Annotated in this window: 16 protein-coding genes; 1 reads left to right on the top strand and 15 read right to left on the bottom strand. The window is 68.2% G+C overall.

Annotation, left to right across the window (positions count from 1 at the left end; all coding sequences use genetic code 11):
• Positions 1-10 precede the first annotated feature (10 nt).
• Together MLP_RS05970 and MLP_RS29195 are read right to left on the bottom strand one after the other, a co-directional pair.
• A complete protein-coding gene (locus tag MLP_RS05970; RefSeq protein ID WP_013862120.1) occupies positions 11-337 on the bottom strand; it encodes a chorismate mutase in 327 nt (108 codons plus the stop codon).
• Between the two features lie 25 nt (positions 338-362).
• Complete coding sequence (locus MLP_RS29195) at positions 363-3,431, bottom strand: S8 family serine peptidase (RefSeq protein WP_013862119.1); 3,069 nt, start codon at positions 3,429-3,431, stop codon at positions 363-365.
• Between the two features lie 238 nt (positions 3,432-3,669).
• Between MLP_RS29195 and MLP_RS05960 the strand changes: the two genes are divergently transcribed.
• Complete coding sequence (locus tag MLP_RS05960) at positions 3,670-4,134, top strand: SSI family serine proteinase inhibitor (RefSeq protein ID WP_013862118.1); 465 nt, start codon at positions 3,670-3,672, stop codon at positions 4,132-4,134.
• A 92-nt stretch (positions 4,135-4,226) separates the two neighbouring features.
• Here MLP_RS05960 and MLP_RS05955 read toward each other — a convergent pair whose 3' ends face one another.
• The 13 genes from MLP_RS05955 to MLP_RS05895 all read right to left on the bottom strand — a co-directional run bounded on the left by MLP_RS05955 (position 4,227) and on the right by MLP_RS05895 (position 18,332).
• On the bottom strand, positions 4,227-5,891 hold the full coding sequence (locus tag MLP_RS05955; protein ID WP_013862117.1) for a glycerol-3-phosphate dehydrogenase/oxidase: 1,665 nt from the start codon (positions 5,889-5,891) through the stop codon (positions 4,227-4,229).
• Entirely contained in the window at positions 5,888-6,991 is a 1,104-nt protein-coding gene (locus MLP_RS05950) for a GuaB3 family IMP dehydrogenase-related protein (protein WP_013862116.1), read from the bottom strand. The genes MLP_RS05955 and MLP_RS05950 overlap by 4 nt, the downstream gene beginning before the upstream one ends.
• A gap of 27 nt (positions 6,992-7,018) precedes the next feature.
• Positions 7,019-8,542, bottom strand: a complete 1,524-nt coding sequence (gene guaB, locus MLP_RS05945) for an IMP dehydrogenase (protein WP_049804467.1) — start codon at positions 8,540-8,542, stop codon at positions 7,019-7,021.
• A 179-nt stretch (positions 8,543-8,721) separates the two neighbouring features.
• Positions 8,722-10,782, bottom strand: coding sequence for a M3 family metallopeptidase (locus tag MLP_RS05940; protein WP_041791410.1), 2,061 nt, complete (start codon positions 10,780-10,782; stop codon positions 8,722-8,724).
• Positions 10,783-10,917: 135 nt separating this feature from the next.
• Entirely contained in the window at positions 10,918-11,493 is a 576-nt protein-coding gene (locus MLP_RS05935; RefSeq protein WP_049804466.1) for a calcium-binding protein, read from the bottom strand.
• A gap of 246 nt (positions 11,494-11,739) precedes the next feature.
• Entirely contained in the window at positions 11,740-12,792 is a 1,053-nt protein-coding gene (locus tag MLP_RS05930; protein ID WP_013862112.1) for an IS3 family transposase, read from the bottom strand.
• Entirely contained in the window at positions 12,789-13,244 is a 456-nt protein-coding gene (locus MLP_RS05925) for a hypothetical protein (protein WP_041789769.1), read from the bottom strand. The genes MLP_RS05930 and MLP_RS05925 overlap by 4 nt, the downstream gene beginning before the upstream one ends.
• A gap of 217 nt (positions 13,245-13,461) precedes the next feature.
• A complete protein-coding gene (groL, locus tag MLP_RS05920; protein ID WP_013862110.1) occupies positions 13,462-15,075 on the bottom strand; it encodes a chaperonin GroEL in 1,614 nt (537 codons plus the stop codon).
• 18 nt (positions 15,076-15,093) lie between these two features.
• The gene (gene groES, locus MLP_RS05915; RefSeq protein WP_013862109.1) at positions 15,094-15,390 is read right to left on the bottom strand and encodes a co-chaperone GroES; all 297 of its coding nucleotides are present in this window, start codon (positions 15,388-15,390) and stop codon (positions 15,094-15,096) included.
• A 239-nt stretch (positions 15,391-15,629) separates the two neighbouring features.
• On the bottom strand, positions 15,630-15,986 hold the full coding sequence (locus MLP_RS05910) for a hypothetical protein (RefSeq protein ID WP_013862108.1): 357 nt from the start codon (positions 15,984-15,986) through the stop codon (positions 15,630-15,632).
• Positions 15,983-16,504 (bottom strand): PaaI family thioesterase, encoded by a 522-nt coding sequence (locus MLP_RS05905; protein WP_013862107.1) that lies wholly within the window; start codon positions 16,502-16,504, stop codon positions 15,983-15,985. The genes MLP_RS05910 and MLP_RS05905 overlap by 4 nt, the downstream gene beginning before the upstream one ends.
• A 108-nt stretch (positions 16,505-16,612) precedes the next feature.
• Positions 16,613-17,884 carry a class I SAM-dependent methyltransferase gene (locus MLP_RS05900; protein ID WP_013862106.1) on the bottom strand — a complete coding sequence of 424 codons (1,272 nt, stop codon included), beginning with the start codon at positions 17,882-17,884 and terminating at the stop codon, positions 16,613-16,615.
• Positions 17,835-18,332, bottom strand: a complete 498-nt coding sequence (locus MLP_RS05895) for a GNAT family N-acetyltransferase (protein WP_013862105.1) — start codon at positions 18,330-18,332, stop codon at positions 17,835-17,837. Before MLP_RS05895 ends, MLP_RS05900 begins: the two co-directional genes overlap by 50 nt.
• Positions 18,333-18,365: the final 33 nt, after the last annotated feature.

The raw sequence follows: 18,365 nt of genomic DNA, 5'->3' as shown, positions 1-18,365 counted from the left end.
GTAGGAGCAGTCAGGCAAGAGAGGAGCGCTGCAGGGTCTGGTGGTGGCGAACCACCTCGGCGACGACGAAGTTGAGGAACTTCTCGGCGAATTCGGGGTCCAGCTTCGCCTCCCCGGCCAGGGTGCGCAGCCGAGCGATCTGCCGGGCCTCTCGGGCCGGGTCCGCGGGCGCGAGACCGTGCCTCGCCTTGAGCTCTCCCACCTGCTGGGTGACCTTGAACCGCTCCGCCAGCAGGTGGATCAACGCCGCATCCATGTTGTCGATGCTGTCCCGCAGACGCAGCAGTTCGGTCTGCACCTGCGGATCCAGTGGCTGGTCAGCTGCCCGGTCGTCCATGTCGGTGCAGCCTAGTGCCAGCTCCTCAGTTGAGGGTGATCACCGTGCCGGTGCCGTTGGGGTACTCGACCCAGCCGACGTACGGCACCTCGGCGCTGAGCCCCGACCAACGAGCAGTCAGCCGGTGTGGCTGCCCGGCGACGACGGTCCTGCTCGCCGGCGAGACGGTGAAATCACCGAGTCCGCTGCCCGGCACGGCCAGTCCGGTGCGGTACTCGAACATGGTTGACGGCGTGCCCGGCGCATTGCCGGCGTTCTCCACCGCGGCCACATAGATGCCGGCGGCCGGCTTGACCAAGACCAGCGATTGATTCGCCGCAGGCGCCGACGACCGAGCCACCAGAGTGTAGGAGTCGTCGGGCAGGATCTGGAAGACATAGAGATTGAGCTTGGCCTGGGCGCTCGCAGCCCGCGCGGTGAAACGTGCCACCTTCGTGTCGGCCGGCACCTCGACCGGGTATTGCTCGTTCGCGCCCTCCGGTATCGGCTGCATCGGAGTGATCGGGTCTCCGGCAGACAGTCCGGTGCCGGTCGCGGTGAACCGGCCCGACAGGCCCGGCCGCACGGAATAGCGGAGCTTGTTCGCGGCGCTGGAGCCAGTGAGCTGAGCGGGCGCGTCCAGGTCCCGTGGGGTCACGACCAACGGGATCCGAACCCGGGCATGCTCTCCCTTCCAGGTCACGAATCCACTGCTGGCCTCGTCCAGTTTGGCCTTCGTTCGGGTGATGGTGATCGTGACCTTCTTGGTCTCGCCCTTCCGCAGCTTGAGCACCGTGGGGCTGACACGTACGCGCAGCCCTGACGCGCTGACCGAGGCTCGATAGCGACCAGCCTGCACGGCGGTCACCTTTCGGGTCACGGTCTGGCTGCCGGCCAGTCGCCCGATCGCGATCGACGGTGCGTTGTAGTCGCTCGGGTCGATGGCTGTCAGCCCCGAGTCGGTGTTCACGCCGAGTCCCTCGAGATAGCCGAACCAGTCGACGAGGCCGGCCGGAAACACCAGGCCGGGCTTCAGCATCGCCGTCGGATCGACCCGGCCCGCACCTTGGGCGAATGGGTCGGTGACACGTCGGCCCTTGGCATCCTGCAGGTCCTTGGCGGTGGTCATCAGCGCTGATTTGACCTGCATCGGCGACCAGTCCGGGTGCACGCCGGCGCCGTACATCAAGGCCGCCAGCCCGGCGACCTGCGGGGCGGCCTGCGACGTGCCGGACCTGAACGCGAAGCTCTGCCCGCCGTTGCTGCTCGGCGCGACCGCACCAAGGATGGACACTCCAGGGGCGACCAGGTCAGGTTTGAGGGTGTCGCCACCGGTCAGCAGCGCCGGCCCGCGGCCGGAGAAGGTGGCGATCTGGGGGTACGCGATGGTGTCGGAGGTCTGGTTCCCCTGCGTGAGGGTCACCGTCGCGTCGCCCTTGGCCGCGTACTCCTTGATGGCTGCCGAGGCGGGCGGGTTCACGTGCACGGTCGGCACCGAGTGCAGATCCGCGTCGAGGGTGTTGGTCGTGGGATTGGTCAGCACCATGCCGATGCCGCCGGCCCGCTTCACCTCGGCGGACTTGACCGGCCGCCCGGGTCCGCCTCGATCACAGATGACGACCTTCCCGGCCACCCGGTAGGGGTCGAGGCTGTCGGGGGTGCAGACCCCGGCCTCGTCAGCGGTCTTGCCGTTGGCCGCCGCCGCCGATCCGTTGATCAGCGGGGCCGGGCCGACCGGCTGATCGACGGTGGAGGAGACGCCCAGGTACGCGTTCTCGTTGCCCAAGGTGACGGTGCCGTAGTAGGGCGCGATCGTGTGGGCGCCCACCGTGGTCACCCACGGTGCGACGCTTTGCACTGTCGAGGCATCCGGACCGGAGTTGCCCGCGGCGGCCGCCACGAAGATGCCGGCTGAGGCAGCCGCGAGGAAAGCCACCTGGACCGGGGACACCGGATTGTCGTTGGTCGAGATCGAGTAGTTGATCACGTCGACACCGTCGGTGATGGCGGCATCGACCGCATCCAGCACATCGGTGTCGTACGCGCCGGTCCGGGTGGCGTCCTTCGCCTGCCACAGCACCTTGTAGACGGCGATCTTGGCAGCGGGCGCCACGCCCGAGATGGCGCCGTAGTCATGGCCGTCGGCCGAGGCCTCCACGTTGTGGTTGCCGGCGGCGATCGAAGCCGTATGACTGCCGTGCCCTTCCCCATCACGCGGAGAGACGTAGTCGGCGCGCTGATCGGCCGGTACCGCGTTCAGCCAGGTCTCGCCGAAAGACCGGGCGCCGATCAGTTTGGTGTTGCAGTTGGCCGGGGAGAACTCCTCGCCGGACTCGCAGGTGCCGGTGAAGGTACCGCCATCGGACTTGACCATGGTGATGACGTCGCCGGAGAGCTTCGGCACGAACTGCTGGTCGGTCTTCTTGACCTGTTTCGCATGCTGTGCGGAGAGCTGCTTGCGCTGTCCGGCAGCCTGCTGCAGCGGTGCGCCGGCGAACGACGCGCTCTCCGGCCAGACGCCGGAGTCGAGGACGCCGACGACCACCCCGCGCCCGGACTTCTGCGGACCGCCCAGCTTGGACCACACGCCCCGGCTCCCTGACAGGCCCAGGAAATCGGTCGACTTGCGAGCGTCGGGAACGTGCCGCAGGGTGTCCTTGGTGACAGACAGGACGCCCTCGGTACGCGCCAGCCGCGCGGCTTGCTGGCCGGTCATCGTCGAGGTGAAGCCGGCGAGCCCGACCTCATGCCGTTCCCGGGGCTTCGCGCCGACGCGGGCTGCAACGGTGTCCTGTCGCTTCCGCAGGTAGGAGCGGTAGCGCTTGGCGTCGCTGCTGGCCACGTCGACCCGGTCCCCCTTGTCCGGCTTGGTGGCCCGATAGCCGGGGACCTCACCGGCATACGCGGCGATCGGCGCATCCACCAGGGTGACGATGTAGGTTCCCTTGGCGCTGAGCTCGCCCGGCAGGGTCACCGATGGCACGGCCGGCGGCTTGGCCGCTGCTGTCGGACTCGGTCCGAGGAGCAGCAGGCATGACAACAGCACGCACGACAAGGAGAACGCCGCGGCAAGGGTGCCTCGGCGTACGCGGACAGGGGTCGCTGACGACGACATGTGTTCAGTTCCTTCGACGAGACGCTGTGACTCTGTTTCCCCCCGAGTCCCGGCGGCGTCCAATGGCCACCGACAGTAACACCGCAGCCGGGTCCCCGTCAGCCAATGGACCAAGATCGTCCAATGGATCAAATCGACGACGTGGACGTTCGCCGAACGAAGTGCAACCGATGGCGCGGGAACGTACGCTGGACCGCGACACGGCGTCGGCCACGTCGTCGGGAGAGGGATCTTGGCCATGCGACTTCGCCTCGGCACGCTCCTCACCATCAGCCTGGTGCTCGTCACCGCGGCCTGTGGCGGCGGCAGCGGCGGCGGTCCGTCCGACGGGCCGACAACCGGCGGTCCGACCTCCAGCGGTCCAACGAGTGCCGCGGCCACCCCGACAAGCGCCTCCCAGCTGACCATCACCGTCGATGACGGCACAGGCAAGACCACCCGCTGGACGCTCACCTGTGACCCGGTCGGCGGCACCCACCCCGATCCCGAGGGAGCCTGCGCAGCCGTCGATGGCCACCGCTCCGCCCTGGACCCGGTGCCTGACGGTCGTGCCTGCGCCCAGGTCTACAGCGGGCCTGAGCGAGCCGAGATCACCGGCACCTGGCGCGGCAAGAAGATCTCGACCACGCTGTCCCGCAACGACGCGTGTCAGACCGCGCGCTGGAACGCCCTGGTGCCGCTGGTCCCGCCCGGCGACAGCTGACCCGTCCTCCCCCTTGCCCGCCGGCAGCGGTCTTGTTCCACTGTGCACGCTGGAGGGGGACGGTGGAACAAAACTCCGGTGACGGCCAGGGTTCAGGGTTGCCAGCGACCGGCAATGGCCCGCTCGACGAAGCCGTCGATCTCCGCAGTACGCCGGGCCGGGTCCCAGCCCAGCTCGGCGGCCATCAACCTGGCCACCTCAGGGGCCGCCTTGACGCCGCCATCCCAGGTCTCGCGGGTGATGCGGGTACGACGCGCCAGCAGATCACTCAACCGGGTGGCGTCCTCGTACGCCACTGCATACCAGACCTCGGCCACCAGATAGTCCTCCGCGCCGGACAACGGTTCCCGCAGCTCGGGCCGCTCCTCGATGGCGGCCACCAGCACCGCGGTCTCGGTGCCGTAGCGCTGCAGCAGGTGCTCCATCCGCAGCACCGGAATGCCGGCCTGTCGGGCCAGCAGGTGCCGCTGGTTCCAGCGAGCATTGAACCCGTCGGCACCGAGCAGCGGCACCCGGTGGGTCACCGACCGTGGATGCAGGCCGCCCAACTGCAGGACCGCGGCGTCGACGGCGCGCTCGGCATCGGCTCGATAGCCGGCCAGGCTGCTCCCCCGAACCAGGACCAGTCCTGGCATGGGCTGATGAATGGAGGGCGCCCGGCCCATGTCGGGACCCATCGGCGCTGGACTCGCGTAGGCGCTCTCCACCGATTCCGATCCGATCGGTCGTTCCAGGTGTCGGCTGAGCTCGGCCAGCAGTTGCTCCGGATCGACCCAGGCGGCGGTGCTGCCGACGATCCAATGCCGGCCCCACGGGACGACATAGAGTGCGCGCGCCTCGCCCCGTCCGTCGGAGCGGAGCACGAGTCCGGTCGATGACCGCAGCCTGCCGCGCGGCAGCACCAGGTGCACGGTCTCGGCGATCGGGGCGGCCAGCCGCCCATCGGGGGTCGGTCCAGCTCCGGAGGCCGACTCGGCGCCGGGCTCGGCCGGAGCACCGGGCCCTGCTGGGGCGTCGGGTCCTGCTGGGGCGTCGGGTCCCAGCTGGGCTCCGGGCAGCAGCCGACTCAGCTCAGTGCCGGTCGCGAGAACCACGGCACGGGCTCCTACGGTGGCTGAGGCACCCGCGGCGTCGGTGAGCTCGGCACCGACGACCCGGCCGTCGACCGTCAGCAGGCGCCGTACGGCGGTTCGAGCCAGCGCGAGCGTCCCGTACGAAGCGGCGGTGCGGACCACGGTGATGGTGAGCCGGGCGTCGTCGACCTGCCCTTCGTAGAACTGCGCGGCACCGGTGATGTCGGTCATCGCCAGCGACGGGGCGAGTCGACGGACCGCGCGGCGAGTGAGCTGGCGGTGCCCGGGCAGCACACCGGGCTGGCGGAACGAGAAGGCCGCGGCGTCATACACACTCAATCCGGCGCCGACCGCGAGCCGTTCCGGCAGACCACGGTGGAACGGCAGCAGCATCGGGACTCGGCGCACCAGATGCGGCGCCGTCCGATCCAGCAGCAGATCCCGTTCCCGGCGTAGCGCCGCGACCGCGCCCACCCCGATCCGGGGAAGGTCGACCAATCCCCCGTGTACCAGCGTGCCGGTGTGTCCGGAGCGTCCGCCGCCCCAGTCGTCCGCCTCCACCAGACCGACCCGCAGCCCACGAGTCACCGCGTCCAGCGCCACCCCGGCACCGACGATCCCGCCGCCGATGACCAGCAGGTCCAGATCAGCTGCTTCTAGATCGGCGACGGTGCAGGGAATCAACCGACGATGACCTCGACCCGCTGAAACTCCTTGACCTCGGTGTAGCCGGTGGTCGCCATCGCCTTCCGCAGCGCACCGACCAGGTTCATGGTGCCGTCAGGCACCGCGGAGGGGCCACGCAGGATCTGCTCGAGTGTGCCTACCACGTCGAAGGCGACCCGCTCACCACGCGGCAGCCTCGCGTGCCATGCCTCCGGACCCCAGTGATAGCCGCGCCCGGGCGCTTCGGATGCCTTGGCCAGCGGCGAGCCCACCATGACGGCGTCGGCGCCGCAGGCGATCGCCTTGGCGATGTCGCCCGACCGGCCGACCGAGCCATCGGCGATCACATGCACGTAGCGGCCGCCGGACTCGTCCAGATAATCGCGCCGTGCCGCTGCCACGTCGGAAACCGCGGAGGCCATCGGCACCGCGACCCCGAGCACATCGCGGGTGGTGTGCGCCGCGCCGCCGCCGAAACCGACCAGGACGCCGGCGGCGCCGGTCCGCATCAGATGCAGGGCCGCCTGGTAGGTGGCACAGCCACCCACGATCACCGGCACGTCGAGGGCGTAGATGAACTGCTTCAGGTTGAGTGGCTCGGCCTTGCCGGCCACGTGCTCGGCCGAGACTGTCGTACCTCGGATGACGAAGAAGTCGACTCCGGAGGCGACCACCGCACCCGCGTACGCCTGGGTGTTCTGCGGGGACAGGGCACCGGCCGCGGGAACGCCGGCGCTGCGCACCTCGGCAACGCGCTGACCGATCAACTCCTCCTTGATCGGCTCGGCGTAGATCTCCTGCATCCGCCGGGTAGCCGCGCCCGGATCCTCGATCGCGGCGATCTCCTCCAGCAGCGGCTCGGGATTCTCGTACCGGGTCCACAGCCCCTCGAGATTGAGCACGCCGAGACCGCCCAGCCGACCCATCTCGATCGCGGTGGCCGGCGACATCACCGAGTCCATCGGCGCCGCGATGAGCGGAAAGTCGAAGGTGAAGGCGTCTATCCGCCAGGTCAGATTGACCTGTTCCTCACCCCGCGTCCGGCGGGAGGGGACGATGGCGATGTCGTCGAAGGCGAAGGCTTGCTGGGCACGCTTGCTGCGGCCGATCTCGAACATGGGGGCAATCTTCCTTGATGCGCCGGGTCAGCCGGCGTAGTTGGGTGCTTCGACGGTCATCTGGATGTCGTGCGGGTGGGACTCCCGCAGACCCGCAGAGGTGATCCGGACGAAGCTGCCCCGTTCGTGCAACTCACGAATGGTCGAGGCGCCGGTGTAGAACATCGACTGCCGCAGGCCGCCGATCAGCTGGTATGCCACCGCAGCCAGCGGTCCGCGGAACGGCACCTGACCCTCGATGCCCTCGGCGATCAGGTTGGAGTCGTTGGTGACGTCGCCTTGGAAGTAGCGGTCCTTGGAGAAGGAGGCATTGCGCCCCCGGGAAGCCATGGCCCCGAGTGAGCCCATCCCTCGGTAGGCCTTGAACTGCTTGCCGTTCAGGAAGATGAGCTCCCCCGGGCTCTCCTCACAACCGGCCAGCAGAGAGCCGAGCATCACGGTGTCGGCACCGGCCACGATGGCCTTGGCGATGTCGCCGGAATATTGCAGACCGCCGTCACCGATCAGCGGGACACCGGCGGGTTTGCAGGCCCGGGAAGCGTTGTGGATGGCGGTCACCTGCGGCACGCCCACCCCGGCGACGACCCGGGTGGTGCAGATGGACCCCGGCCCGACCCCGACCTTGACACCGTCGACACCGGCATCGACGAGCGCCTTCGCACCCGCGTACGTGGCGACGTTCCCGCCCACGATGTCGACGTCCCGGCAGGCCGACTCGGCCTTCAGCCGCTTGACCATGTCCACCACGCCGTGCGAGTGGCCATGCGCGGTGTCGACGACCAGCAGGTCGACACCCTCCTCGACCAACGCCATCGCGCGCTTCCATGAGTCGCCGAAGAAGCCGACTGCCGCACCGACGCGCAGGCGACCGTGCGGGTCCTTGGTCGCGTTCGGATACTGATCGGACTTGACGAAGTCCTTGAGCGTGATCAGGCCCTTCAGCCGACCCTGCTCATCGACCAGCGGCAGCTTCTCGATCTTGTTGTGGGCCAGCAGCCGCATCGCGTCCTCGGGCGCAATGCCGACCGGACCCGTGACCAGCGGCATCTTGGTCATCACGTCGCCGACCAGCCGGTGCGGATCGTTCTCGAACCGCATGTCACGGTTGGTGACGATGCCGAGCAGGGTCTGGTCGCGGTCGACGACCGGTACGCCGGAGATCCGGTAACGGCCGCACATCGCGTCCGCCTCGCCGATGGTGGCGTCCGGGGAGATGGTGATCGGCTCGTCGACCATGCCGGCCTCGGAGCGCTTGACGATGTCGACCTGGTGCGCCTGGTCCTCGATGGACAGGTTCCGGTGGATGACGCCGAGCCCACCCTGCCGCGCGATGGCGACCGCCATCCGAGCCTCGGTGACGGTGTCCATCGGAGAAGAGACCAGGGGGACCTTCACCGCGATCCGCTTGGACACCAGCGTCGCAGTGTCCACCTCGGAGGGGATGATGTCGCTCTGGTTGGGCTGCAGCAGGACGTCGTCGAAGGTGAGCCCCAACGTAGCGAACGGCTGCGGCACACCGGCGGGAGTGAGATCGCCTAGGGAGTGCGACACGTGTTCCTCTCTTGCCGTACGGATCGCCAGGTCCACGTGCCGGACCGGCTACCGGTCCAAGACTATCCGGCGAGGAGGGTGGTGCGGAACGGCGGCCGTAGCGAGCAGTTGCCCGGGTGCGTGGCAGGCGTGTCGATGCGACGCTGACCGGACTGACGCCCGGGCCTCGTCCGCCGCGGTCACAAGTTCAGCAGTCCCCGTCGGCGCAGCAACGGCTCGATCCGCGGTGGGCGGCCGCGGAAGGACTCGAAATAGCCCATCTCCGATCCGCTGCCACCGCGGCAGAGCAACGCCTCACGGAATTCGTCCCCCGCTTCTCGCAGCCGGGCTCGATGCTCGCCGAACCACTCGACGGTATCGGCGTCGAGGATCTCGCTCCACAGGTAGGAGTAGTACCCGGCCGCATAGCCCGAGGCGAAGATGTGGTTGAAGTACCGGCTGCGATAGCGCGGTGGGACAGTTGCCAGGTCCAGGCCCACCGCACCGAGGGCTCGGGCTTCGAAGGCGTCGATGTCGCGGACCGCATCGTCGACCTCGTCCGGGGTCAACCGGTGCCAGGCCAGGTCCAGCCAGGTGGCGGCGAGGAAGCTGACCGTCTCCCGCGCCTGATCAGCGCCCGGGCCGGCTTGCAGGGCGGCGGTCAGCTCCGCGGGCAACGGCTCGTCGGTCTCGACGTGTCGGGCATAGCGGGTCAGGATCTCCGGGTCTGTGCCCCACATCTCGTTGACCTGCGAGGGATATTCCACGAAGTCCTTCGACACCGCCGTGCCGGCGAACCTCGGGTAGGTCACCGACGAGAGCAGACCGTGCAGCGCGTGCCCGAACTCGTGGAACAGCGTCCGTACCTCGTCCATGCTCAACAGCGTCGGCTGTCCGGCCGGCGGCTTGGCCAGATTGAGATTGTTCACCACCACCGGCCGCTGACCGAGCAGCCGGTTCTGAACGACCAGGGACTCCATCCACGCGCCGCCCTGCTTCCCGGCCCGGGTGTAGTAGTCGCCAAGGAAGAGTCCGATCGGCTCGCCGTCCGAGTCGAACACCTCGTACGCCACGACATCGCGGTGATAGCCGGCCAAGTCGTCGCGACGGCGGAAGGTGAGTCCATAGACCTGACCCGCCGCGCCGAAGACGCCGTCCTCAACAGTCCGGGTGAGTTCGACGTAGGGGCGGATCGCGCTGAGATCCGGGCCAGTTGCTGCTGCATCGAGCCGGCCGGCGTAATAGGCCCAGTCATGGGCGCCGAAATCGCTCTCACCCGTGTCGGCGCACAATGCCTCGGCGAGCCGATCCTGGTCGCGATGTGCGTTGGCCACCGCAGACGGGATCAGCTGCTGCAGGGTCTCGTCGAGCCGGGCGTTGGAGCCGACGGTACGGTCCGCGAGGACGTAGTCGCTGTGCGTCGGGTAGCCGAGCAGCACCGCCCGCCGGGCACGAGCGATGACGATCCGCCGCACCAGATCGCTGGTGTCTGTGTCGGTGTCGGCACCACGGCCGAGCGAGGCAGCAAGCACCCGCCGGCGCAGGTCACGATTCCGGAGCGACTCGAGCACCGGCTGGTGGGTCGGCAGGATGAGCTCGATCAGGTAGCCGTCCAGGTCACGGCGCCGCGCTGCCTCGGCCGCAGCGGCGACGGCGTCCTCGCTCAGACCGTCGAGCTCGGCGACATCGCTGACCTGCACCGCCGCTCCCTTGGCGGCTGCCAGCAGTCGTACGCCGAACTCGGCCGCCAGCGTCGCGAGTTCGGCGTTCAACTCCCGAAGTTCCGCCTGTTCGGTGGGGGCCAGCGCGGCGCCGGCCCGAACGAAGTCGAGGTGGTAACGATCGAGCAGCCGGCGCGACTCGTCGTCCAGGCCGAGATCATCGGCCCGGCCATGCAGCTCGTCGATCCTGGCGAAGAGCGCACGATTCTGGGTGATCGCATCAGCGTGCGCGGCCAGCCTGGGTGCGTATTCGGCTTCGAGTCGCTGCAGCTCGGGGGTGGTGTCGGCCGAGGTCAGGCACCAGAAGACCCGGCGCACGCGGTCGAGCATGCGGCCGGAACGCTCCAGGGCGACGATCGTGTTCTCGAAGCTGGGCGCCACGCCCGGGTGAGCAATCGCCTCCACCTCGGTCAGTTGCTCGGCCATGCCGAGATCGAGGGCTGGCCCGAAGTGCTCGATTCGGACGTCGGCGAACGGCGGCAGCTCGTACGGCAGCGTGCTGGCGACCAGAAACGGATTGACGGTCGGGTCTGAGGTCACCTGGGCGAGGGTAACGAGCGAGACCTCCAGAACGTCGCGAGGGTCCACACCCGATGGTGGATGTGGACCCTCGTGATCTGCTCATCGTGCCACGCGAGCATCCTCAGGCCGTCTCGTCAGGCCTACGCTCGGAGGTCAGTCGTCCCAGCGGTACGTGTCCTCCCAGCGATCCTCCTGCCGGTCGCTGGCCTTGCCCTGCTTGACGACGTCCTTGCCCTTGCCGCCGCTGACCTTGTCCTTGGCGCGGCCACCCTCGACCAGGTCATGGCCGGAGTTCCCATAGAGCTTGTCGCGACCACGCTCACCCTCGATGTGGTCGTTGCCGGACCCGCCCTTGATGTAGTCCTTGCCCGAGCCACCTTCCAGGTCGTCGTGGCCCGAGCCGCCGCTGATCCAGTCGTTTCCGGACCCGCCGTCGACCTCGTCGTTGCCGGCGCCGGCGCAGATCACATCATTGCCGCCGTTGCCGTCGATCTCGTCGTGGCCGCCCAGCGCGACGATCACGTCACGACCGCTGGTGCCCTCGATGTCGTTGTTGCCATTGGTACCGACGATGGTGGCGCGGTGGCCATTGCAGTAGTGGGCAGCCGCCTCCGCGGTCGGGGCGCTGACCGCGAACAGGCCCAGGCTGAGTGCAGCCGCAGCCGGCAGCACGGCCCAGCGCGCGAGGCGGCGAGCGGTGACAGACCGGGCGGTGACAGACATGGTCATGGGGGAACTCCTCGGTACGGGAACGGGCCGGGTGCCCGTCGTGATCCCCATTCGATCGGTTGCCGATGAGATGCCTGTGATGCGCAGATGAGGGAGGCCTCATCTTCACGCCGGGGTCGGACTTCACCACCCAGGCGTCCGTCAGAACCGCGTACGCCAGGTGCCGCCGGGCCATGGCGGATGCCCGCCGTCCCAAATCCACTTCGCACCATTTCCTGTCACTACGCACCCGGTACGCGGAAATTGTCAACCTTCCTGAGACAGAAGGTGTGCGTTGATTCCTGTGGTGGTGATGGCTGGTGCACGGGGTGGCCGCCGGAACCGTTCGGGATGGGACTGCCAGGAGCGGTCCAGGTGGGCTTGGCGGCGGGCACGGTCGGTGTCGACGGTGCCGTGGTAGACCGCGGCCGGGGTGTAGTGCCCGATGCCGCTGTGGCGGTGCTCGGTGGCGTAACGGGTCAAGAACGTCTCGGTCCAGGCCCGGGCGTGTTCGATGGTGTCGAACCGGTCCGGGCAGGACAGGTCGTACTTGATGGTCTTGAACATCGATTCGGAGAACGGGTTGTCGTCGCTGACCCGGGGCCGGGAGTAGGAGGTCACGATGCCCTGGTCGTGGAGCTGGTCGACCAGGTCGTGGCTACGCATCACCGACCCGTTGTCGGCATGCACGGTGGACGGCACCCCGTACTGGGCGATCGCGGTGGTGAACAGCTCGACCGCGTCCGGGGTTGTTTCGCTGTACTCGATCCGCCACCGGACCGGGTAGCGGGAGTACACGTCCAAGACCAGCATCAGCTTGTAGCGTTCCTGGCCGGGTCCGGCCAGCTCGGTGGCATCCCACGACCACAGCTGGTTCGGCCGGGTCGCGGCCACCGCCGGGGGTTTGCGGCCGTGGCTGCCGTGCCGGCCATGCCCGCCGCGGCGGCGGTCACCGACCAGCTGCTGACCGGCGGCGACCCGGTAGAACGTGCGCTGCGAGCAGCCGACCAGGCCGGCGTCGAAGGCACGCCAGTAGACCTGCTGCACCGACAGATCCGCTGCCCATGCCTGCTGATCGGCATCAGGCTCGCCGGTGTCGTCGATCTCGGTCAAGACCGCGATGATCTGGTCCCGTTCGGCCGGGGTCAACGCCGCCGGCTGGACCCGGGCCGTATGCGGCACCGGTGCTGCGACCGGCCGATAGTGCCGATAACCGCGGGCCACCCGGTAGTAGGACGATCGGGCCAATCCGACCAGCTGACACCCCCGACCAACCGTCACACCAGCACGTTCGACCAGCCCGGTCACGGTGTCGGTCACGACAACCTGTGTCGCTTCAGCCAGGCGGCGTACTCGGTGGCGCTCATCAACGCCGGCGGGATCTGCGGGTCCTCCTCGTTCTGCGAGCTCTCGTTGATCCCCTGCAAGAGCTCGAATGCTTTTCCCAGAATGTCTTGCGCCGCTTCGGCCTGCGCGACCTGCCGGCGGAGCCGCTCGTTCTCCACCCGCAACCGGGCCAGCTCGGCCCGCTCGACACTGGCCGAGGCACGACCCGGCTTCGACGCCTTGCTCATCGACTCCTCCAGCTCACCTGAATCCCGCGCCCGGATCCACCGCCGCACCGTCGCATGGGCCAGATCGTTCTCCCGCAACAGCCGCGCTTTCGCGCCCCGCTCACGGCAAGCATCCCACTCCCGTAAGAACTCCAACCGATACGCGATCGAGAACGACCGCTGCCCCGCCAAGGTCAATCCCGGCTCGACACTGATCATCAGATACTCCGTTTCCCCCGCCCCAACCACTGCACACCATCTGTCTCATGACCAGGTTGGCAGGGAGGGTACGCGGGGTGCGCAGTAGCAGCAAATGGTGCGCAGTCGAGATCAGGCCACAGGAACGCGAACAGGGCCCCTCCCCGAAGGGAGGGGCCCTGTCCGTAGCCAACCTTGGTGATCAACTCACCTTGGCCGGTTCAGATCGCGAGGCAGGTCAGTGCGCGTGACCGTGACCGGCGGCAGCCGGCTCCTCTTCCTCGGGCTTCTCCACCACCAGGGTCTCGGTGGTGAGCAGCAGCGAGGCGATCGAGGCGGCGTTGGCCAGCGCGGACCGGGTCACCTTGACCGGGTCGATGACGCCGGCCGCGATCAGGTCACCGTACTCACCGGTTGCCGCGTTGAAGCCATTGCCCGGCTCCAGCTCGGCCACCTTGGTGGTGACGACGTAACCCTGGTAGCCACCGTTCTCGGCGATCCAGCGCAGCGGCTCGACGACCGAACGACGGACGATGCCGACGCCGACCTTCTCGTCGCCGGACAGGCCCAGGTCACCATCGAGAGCAGCGGCCGCGTGGATGATGGCCGAGCCGCCACCGGCGACGATGCCCTCCTCGATCGCGGCCCGGGTCGCGGACACGGCGTCCTCGATCCGGTGCTTCTTCTCCTTGAGCTCGACCTCGGTGGCCGCGCCGACCTTGATCACGCAGACGCCACCGGCGAGCTTGGCGACCCGCTCCTGCAACTTCTCGCGATCCCAGTCGGAGTCGGTCCGGTCGATCTCGGCGGCCAGCTGGGCAACACGCCCCTTGACCTCGTCGGCATCACCCGCACCGTCGACGATGGTGGTGTTGTCCTTGGTCACCACGACGCGATGGGCGCGGCCCAGCACGTCCAGGCCGACCTGGTCGAGCTTCAGCCCGACCTCAGGAGACACGACCTTGCCACCGGTCAGGATGGCGATGTCCTCGAGCATGGCCTTGCGACGGTCACCGAAAGCCGGGGCCTTGACGGCAACGGACGTGAAGGTGCCGCGGATCTTGTTCACCACGAGGGTGGACAGAGCCTCGCCGTCGACGTCCTCGGCCACCACGAACAGGGTGCCCGACGCGCCGATGACCTTCTCCAGCAGCGGCAGGAGCTCGGTCATCGAGCTGATCTTGCCGGAGTTGATCAGGATGTACGGGTTCTCCAGAACCGCTTCCATCCGCTCCGGATCGGTCACGAAGTACGGCGACAGGTAGCCCTTGTCGAACTGCATGCCCTCGGTGAACTCGAGCTCGGTGCCGAAGGTCTGCGACTCGTCGACGGTGATGACACCGTCCTTGCCGACCTTGTCGAACGCGTCCGCGATCAGGGCGCCGATCTCGGCGTCCCGGGCGGAGATGGTGGCCACGTGGGCCATGTCCTCGGTGGTCTCGACCTCACGGGCGTTCTCCCGCAGGCGCTCCTCCACCGCGGCGACCGCGGCGTCGATGCCCCGCTTGAGGCCGATCGGGTTGGCACCGGACGCGACGGCCTTGAGGCCCTCGTGCACCAGGGCCTGGGCCAGCACGGTCGCGGTGGTGGTGCCGTCACCGGCGACGTCGTTCGTCTTGGTGGCGACCTCCTTGGCGAGTTGCGCGCCGAGGTTCTCGTAGGGATCGTCGAGCTCGACGTCACGCGCGACGGTCACGCCGTCGTTGGTGATGGTGGGGGCACCCCACTTCTTGTCGAGGACGACGTAACGGCCCTTCGGGCCGAGGGTGACCTTCACGGTGTTGGCGAGGGTGTCGACGCCACGCTCGAGCGAGCGGCGCGCCTCCTCGTCGAACTGAAGGATCTTTGCCATGAGTGGAATCCTCCGCGATTACTTGGTGACGACCGCGAGGATGTCGCGGGCGTTCAGCAGCAGCAGGTCCTGGCCGTCGTACTTGACCTCGGTGCCGCCGTACTTGCTGAAGATCACGACGTCGTCAACGGCGACATCGAGCGGGACACGGTTGCCGTTGTCGTCGATGCGGCCGGGACCGGTGGCCAGCACCTTGCCCTCCTGCGGCTTCTCCTTGGCGGTATCGGGGATGACCAGGCCAGACTTGGTGGTCTGCTCGGCCTCGAGCGGCTTGACGAGGATGCGATCCTCGAGCGGCTTGATCGTGACGGACACGTTCAAACCCCTTTCAGTTCAGAGACGTATGTGCGGGTACGGTGGTCGACGCGTCGTCGCGGTGCCGCTTCGACCGTTGGCACTCTCCTGGGGAAAGTGCCAGAACCGAGGTTAGCACTCACCTCTAGAGAGTGCCAGCAGCCACCACCCGTGAGCTTTCGGAAACAAGCTGAAGACCGATCCCAGACAACCGGGGATCAGGCTTCACCCGAACGGAGGTCTCTGCGCCGGGGTCCGGATCAGCCGCCGTGGCGGACCCGGGTCAGGGCCTCCTGCGCCACCCAGTGCCGGGTCTGGTCGGGTGCGGTGATCTCACAGACCAGCGTGTTGTCGATGATCGAGGTACCCCTGACCACCGAGACATGGGACGGCGGGATCCGTCGGCCGTCGTCGAGGGTGATGGGGGCAGCCGGCCGGACGACGGTGCCGATGGCCAGCGGCTTCGGCTTCAGGAACCACATGATGATCAGCAGGATCGGCCCCAGGATGATCCCCAGCACCAGGAACAGCCGGTCGTCATAACCCTTGCGCCGTGCGTCCCAGGCTGCCGCAATGCCGGCGGCCACGTAGAGGATGACAAGCAGGACGTCGATCATGTGCTGCCGACCACCAGGCACGTGCCACTGGCGGTGGCGACCACTCTCCCTGCCGCATCTCGAGCGTCGCCTTCGACGAAGATCACCCGGCGGCCCGGCTTGGTCACCCAGCCGTGCGCGGTCAGCATGCCGCTGGCCGAGGTGACCGCGCGCAGATAGTTGACCTTGATCTCGATTGACGTGTAGCCCGCCCCAGCCGAGAGCAGCGTGTGACTGGCGCAGCCCAAGGCCGAGTCCAACAACGTGCACACCAGGCCACCATGCACCATCCCGATCGGGTTGTAGTGCGACTCGTCTGGTTCACAGGAGAACCAGGCCTCGCCCTCGGCAACCGAAGTGAGTGTGAAGCCGAGCGTCTGGGCGATCGGTGGCGCCGGCAGCCGACCTTCCACCATGGCAGTCAGGTATTCCATGCCGGACATGCTCCGGCCGGCGGTGGCTCCAAGGCTCGGATCGTGCCAAGAGATCTCCCGGCTGCGCGGCTCTCCCCAGGATGCTGCAGGCAGCTCGCTGTTCACGGGCGCGAGCCTAGTAGCGCGATCTCACGCCAGCCAGCCTCAAAGATCGTGTGAGCCCGGACGGCGTGGTCGACGCCGAACTCACACGATGTCCTCCCGCACCTGGATTCAACGGGAGCCAACACGTCTCACTACCACTGAGACCGCTCCCCCAGGAGTCCTGGTCAGGATCACGGTCGCTGACCTGGAACCGCGCAGCTTCAGTCGCTTGCGCAACACGGCCGGATCGAGGTCCAGCCCACGCTTCTTGATCTCCAGCGTGCCGATTCCCTGGTCACGAGCCCATTTCCGGAGGTCTTGCTCGGAATAGGGCCGCACGTCCAACACCTCGAAGGAGGTGGCGTACGGAGTCGGCCGGAGCTCGTCGGCACTCAGATAGGCAATGTCTGGATCCAACAGGCGCGCGCCCAGGTCCACTCCGACTTGCGAGATGCCGCCGGCCCGGATGACCGCGCCATGCGGTTCGTAGATCACCGATCCCACCGCTCCGACCGGCAACTGTGGCATAGTGCGATCGACGACGAGCCGATGATCCGGCAAGAGTGTTGCGACTCGCCCATCGGCCAGTGCTCCGGTGCCCGACCACAGTCCCACTTCGACCGTGTCGCCGTGGTCACCGATCCATTCCGCCTCCACGCCGGGCGGGATCATCCGATGCGGCAGCCCGGGGCCGAGCTTCACTCCGCTCACCCGATCGGCGGTCAGCAGCGACTCGACGAACGACCAGGGCGGACTCAGATCCTCGGTTCGCCAGGTACGGCCTCGGCCAGTCCGCCGAGCGGGATCGGCGAAGGCGCCCGCTGCGACATCGAGCAACTCGGGTGCCAGCTCGACGGCGTCCCCGAGCAGCACCTCGGCGCGCTCCCCCAGATTGGCCTGGGCGACCGCCGCCGTCTCCGGGTCGGACTCGACAGCGATGACCTCCAGCCCGGCGTCGACCAGGGCCAGGGCATCGGTGCCGACGCCGCAGCCGAAGTCGATCACCCGCCGGACACCGCTGGCGACGAACCGCGTCGCGTGATGGGAGGCCACCGCTGCCCGGCTGGCCTGCTCCAACCCGGTTCGGGTGAACAGCAGCTGATCAGCCCGGTCCCCCAGCTTCCGCCGGGCTGCCCTCCGCAGCCCGATCTGTGTGAGCGCGGCAGCGGCCAAGTCTGGTGCGACCTGAGACCGCATCGCCGTCGCCGCGGCCAACGAATCCGGATCAGGCTGCGTTGCGGCCAGTGCCAACGCCTCCCGACCAGCGGGCGTCGCCAGCGGATGGATCCCGGGCCGGATCACCGGCGAACCCGTCTCGCGAGCACGGCCCAGCTCATATCGGCAACCCGGCTCACCCAGCTCCTCCAGGCATGGCGAGATCAGGAGGTGTCCAGAAGGCAAGGTCGTACAGCTTCAAGATCAGCGCATGTCGTCCGGGACCGTAGTAGTCGTCGCGCGCTGCCAACTGCTCGAAACCGAGCCGTTGATAGAGAGCGATCGCAGGGTCGTTGTCGAAGGCGACCTCCAGCAGCACCGACCGAGCGCCGGCGTATCGGACCGCTTCCAGCCCGGCGACCACCAGAGCGGCTCCGATCCCCTGGCGACGCTGCTTGGGGGCGACGACCAGCCGGTGCAGATCGGCCACGTCACCCACGGTCTGCAGGGCGATGACCCCCACCGGTATATGCGTGCGAGCGAGCAAGGTGGTGCGACCCTCGCCAAGCAGCTCGCCCAGCCAGCTCCGCTCGCTCCACTGTTCCTTCGATGCGAAGCCGGCTTGCTCCAGGCCCATCACGGCGGCCAGGTCGTCGCGGCGGGCGGGCAGCACACTCATGATCTGCTCGGCCACGATCAGCGCCTGACTCCTCGGGCCGGCGTCGAC

The organism is Microlunatus phosphovorus NM-1 (assembly GCF_000270245.1).
GTDB classification, from domain to species: domain Bacteria; phylum Actinomycetota; class Actinomycetes; order Propionibacteriales; family Propionibacteriaceae; genus Microlunatus; species Microlunatus phosphovorus.
This window is presented reverse-complemented; position numbering and strand designations above follow the sequence as displayed.

Bases quoted from the DNA above. Each gene is read 5' to 3' on its own strand.
- MLP_RS05970 (WP_013862120.1), bottom strand. From the start codon at position 337: ATGGACGACCGGGCAGCTGACCAGCCACTGGATCCGCAGGTGCAGACC.
- MLP_RS29195 (WP_013862119.1), bottom strand. From the start codon at position 3,431: ATGTCGTCGTCAGCGACCCCTGTCCGCGTACGCCGAGGCACCCTTGCC.
- MLP_RS05960 (WP_013862118.1), top strand. From the start codon at position 3,670: ATGCGACTTCGCCTCGGCACGCTCCTCACCATCAGCCTGGTGCTCGTC.
- MLP_RS05950 (WP_013862116.1), bottom strand. From the start codon at position 6,991: ATGTTCGAGATCGGCCGCAGCAAGCGTGCCCAGCAAGCCTTCGCCTTC.
- MLP_RS05935 (WP_049804466.1), bottom strand. From the start codon at position 11,493: ATGACCATGTCTGTCACCGCCCGGTCTGTCACCGCTCGCCGCCTCGCG.
- MLP_RS05925 (WP_041789769.1), bottom strand. From the start codon at position 13,244: ATGATCAGTGTCGAGCCGGGATTGACCTTGGCGGGGCAGCGGTCGTTC.
- groL (WP_013862110.1), bottom strand. From the start codon at position 15,075: ATGGCAAAGATCCTTCAGTTCGACGAGGAGGCGCGCCGCTCGCTCGAG.
- MLP_RS05910 (WP_013862108.1), bottom strand. From the start codon at position 15,986: ATGATCGACGTCCTGCTTGTCATCCTCTACGTGGCCGCCGGCATTGCG.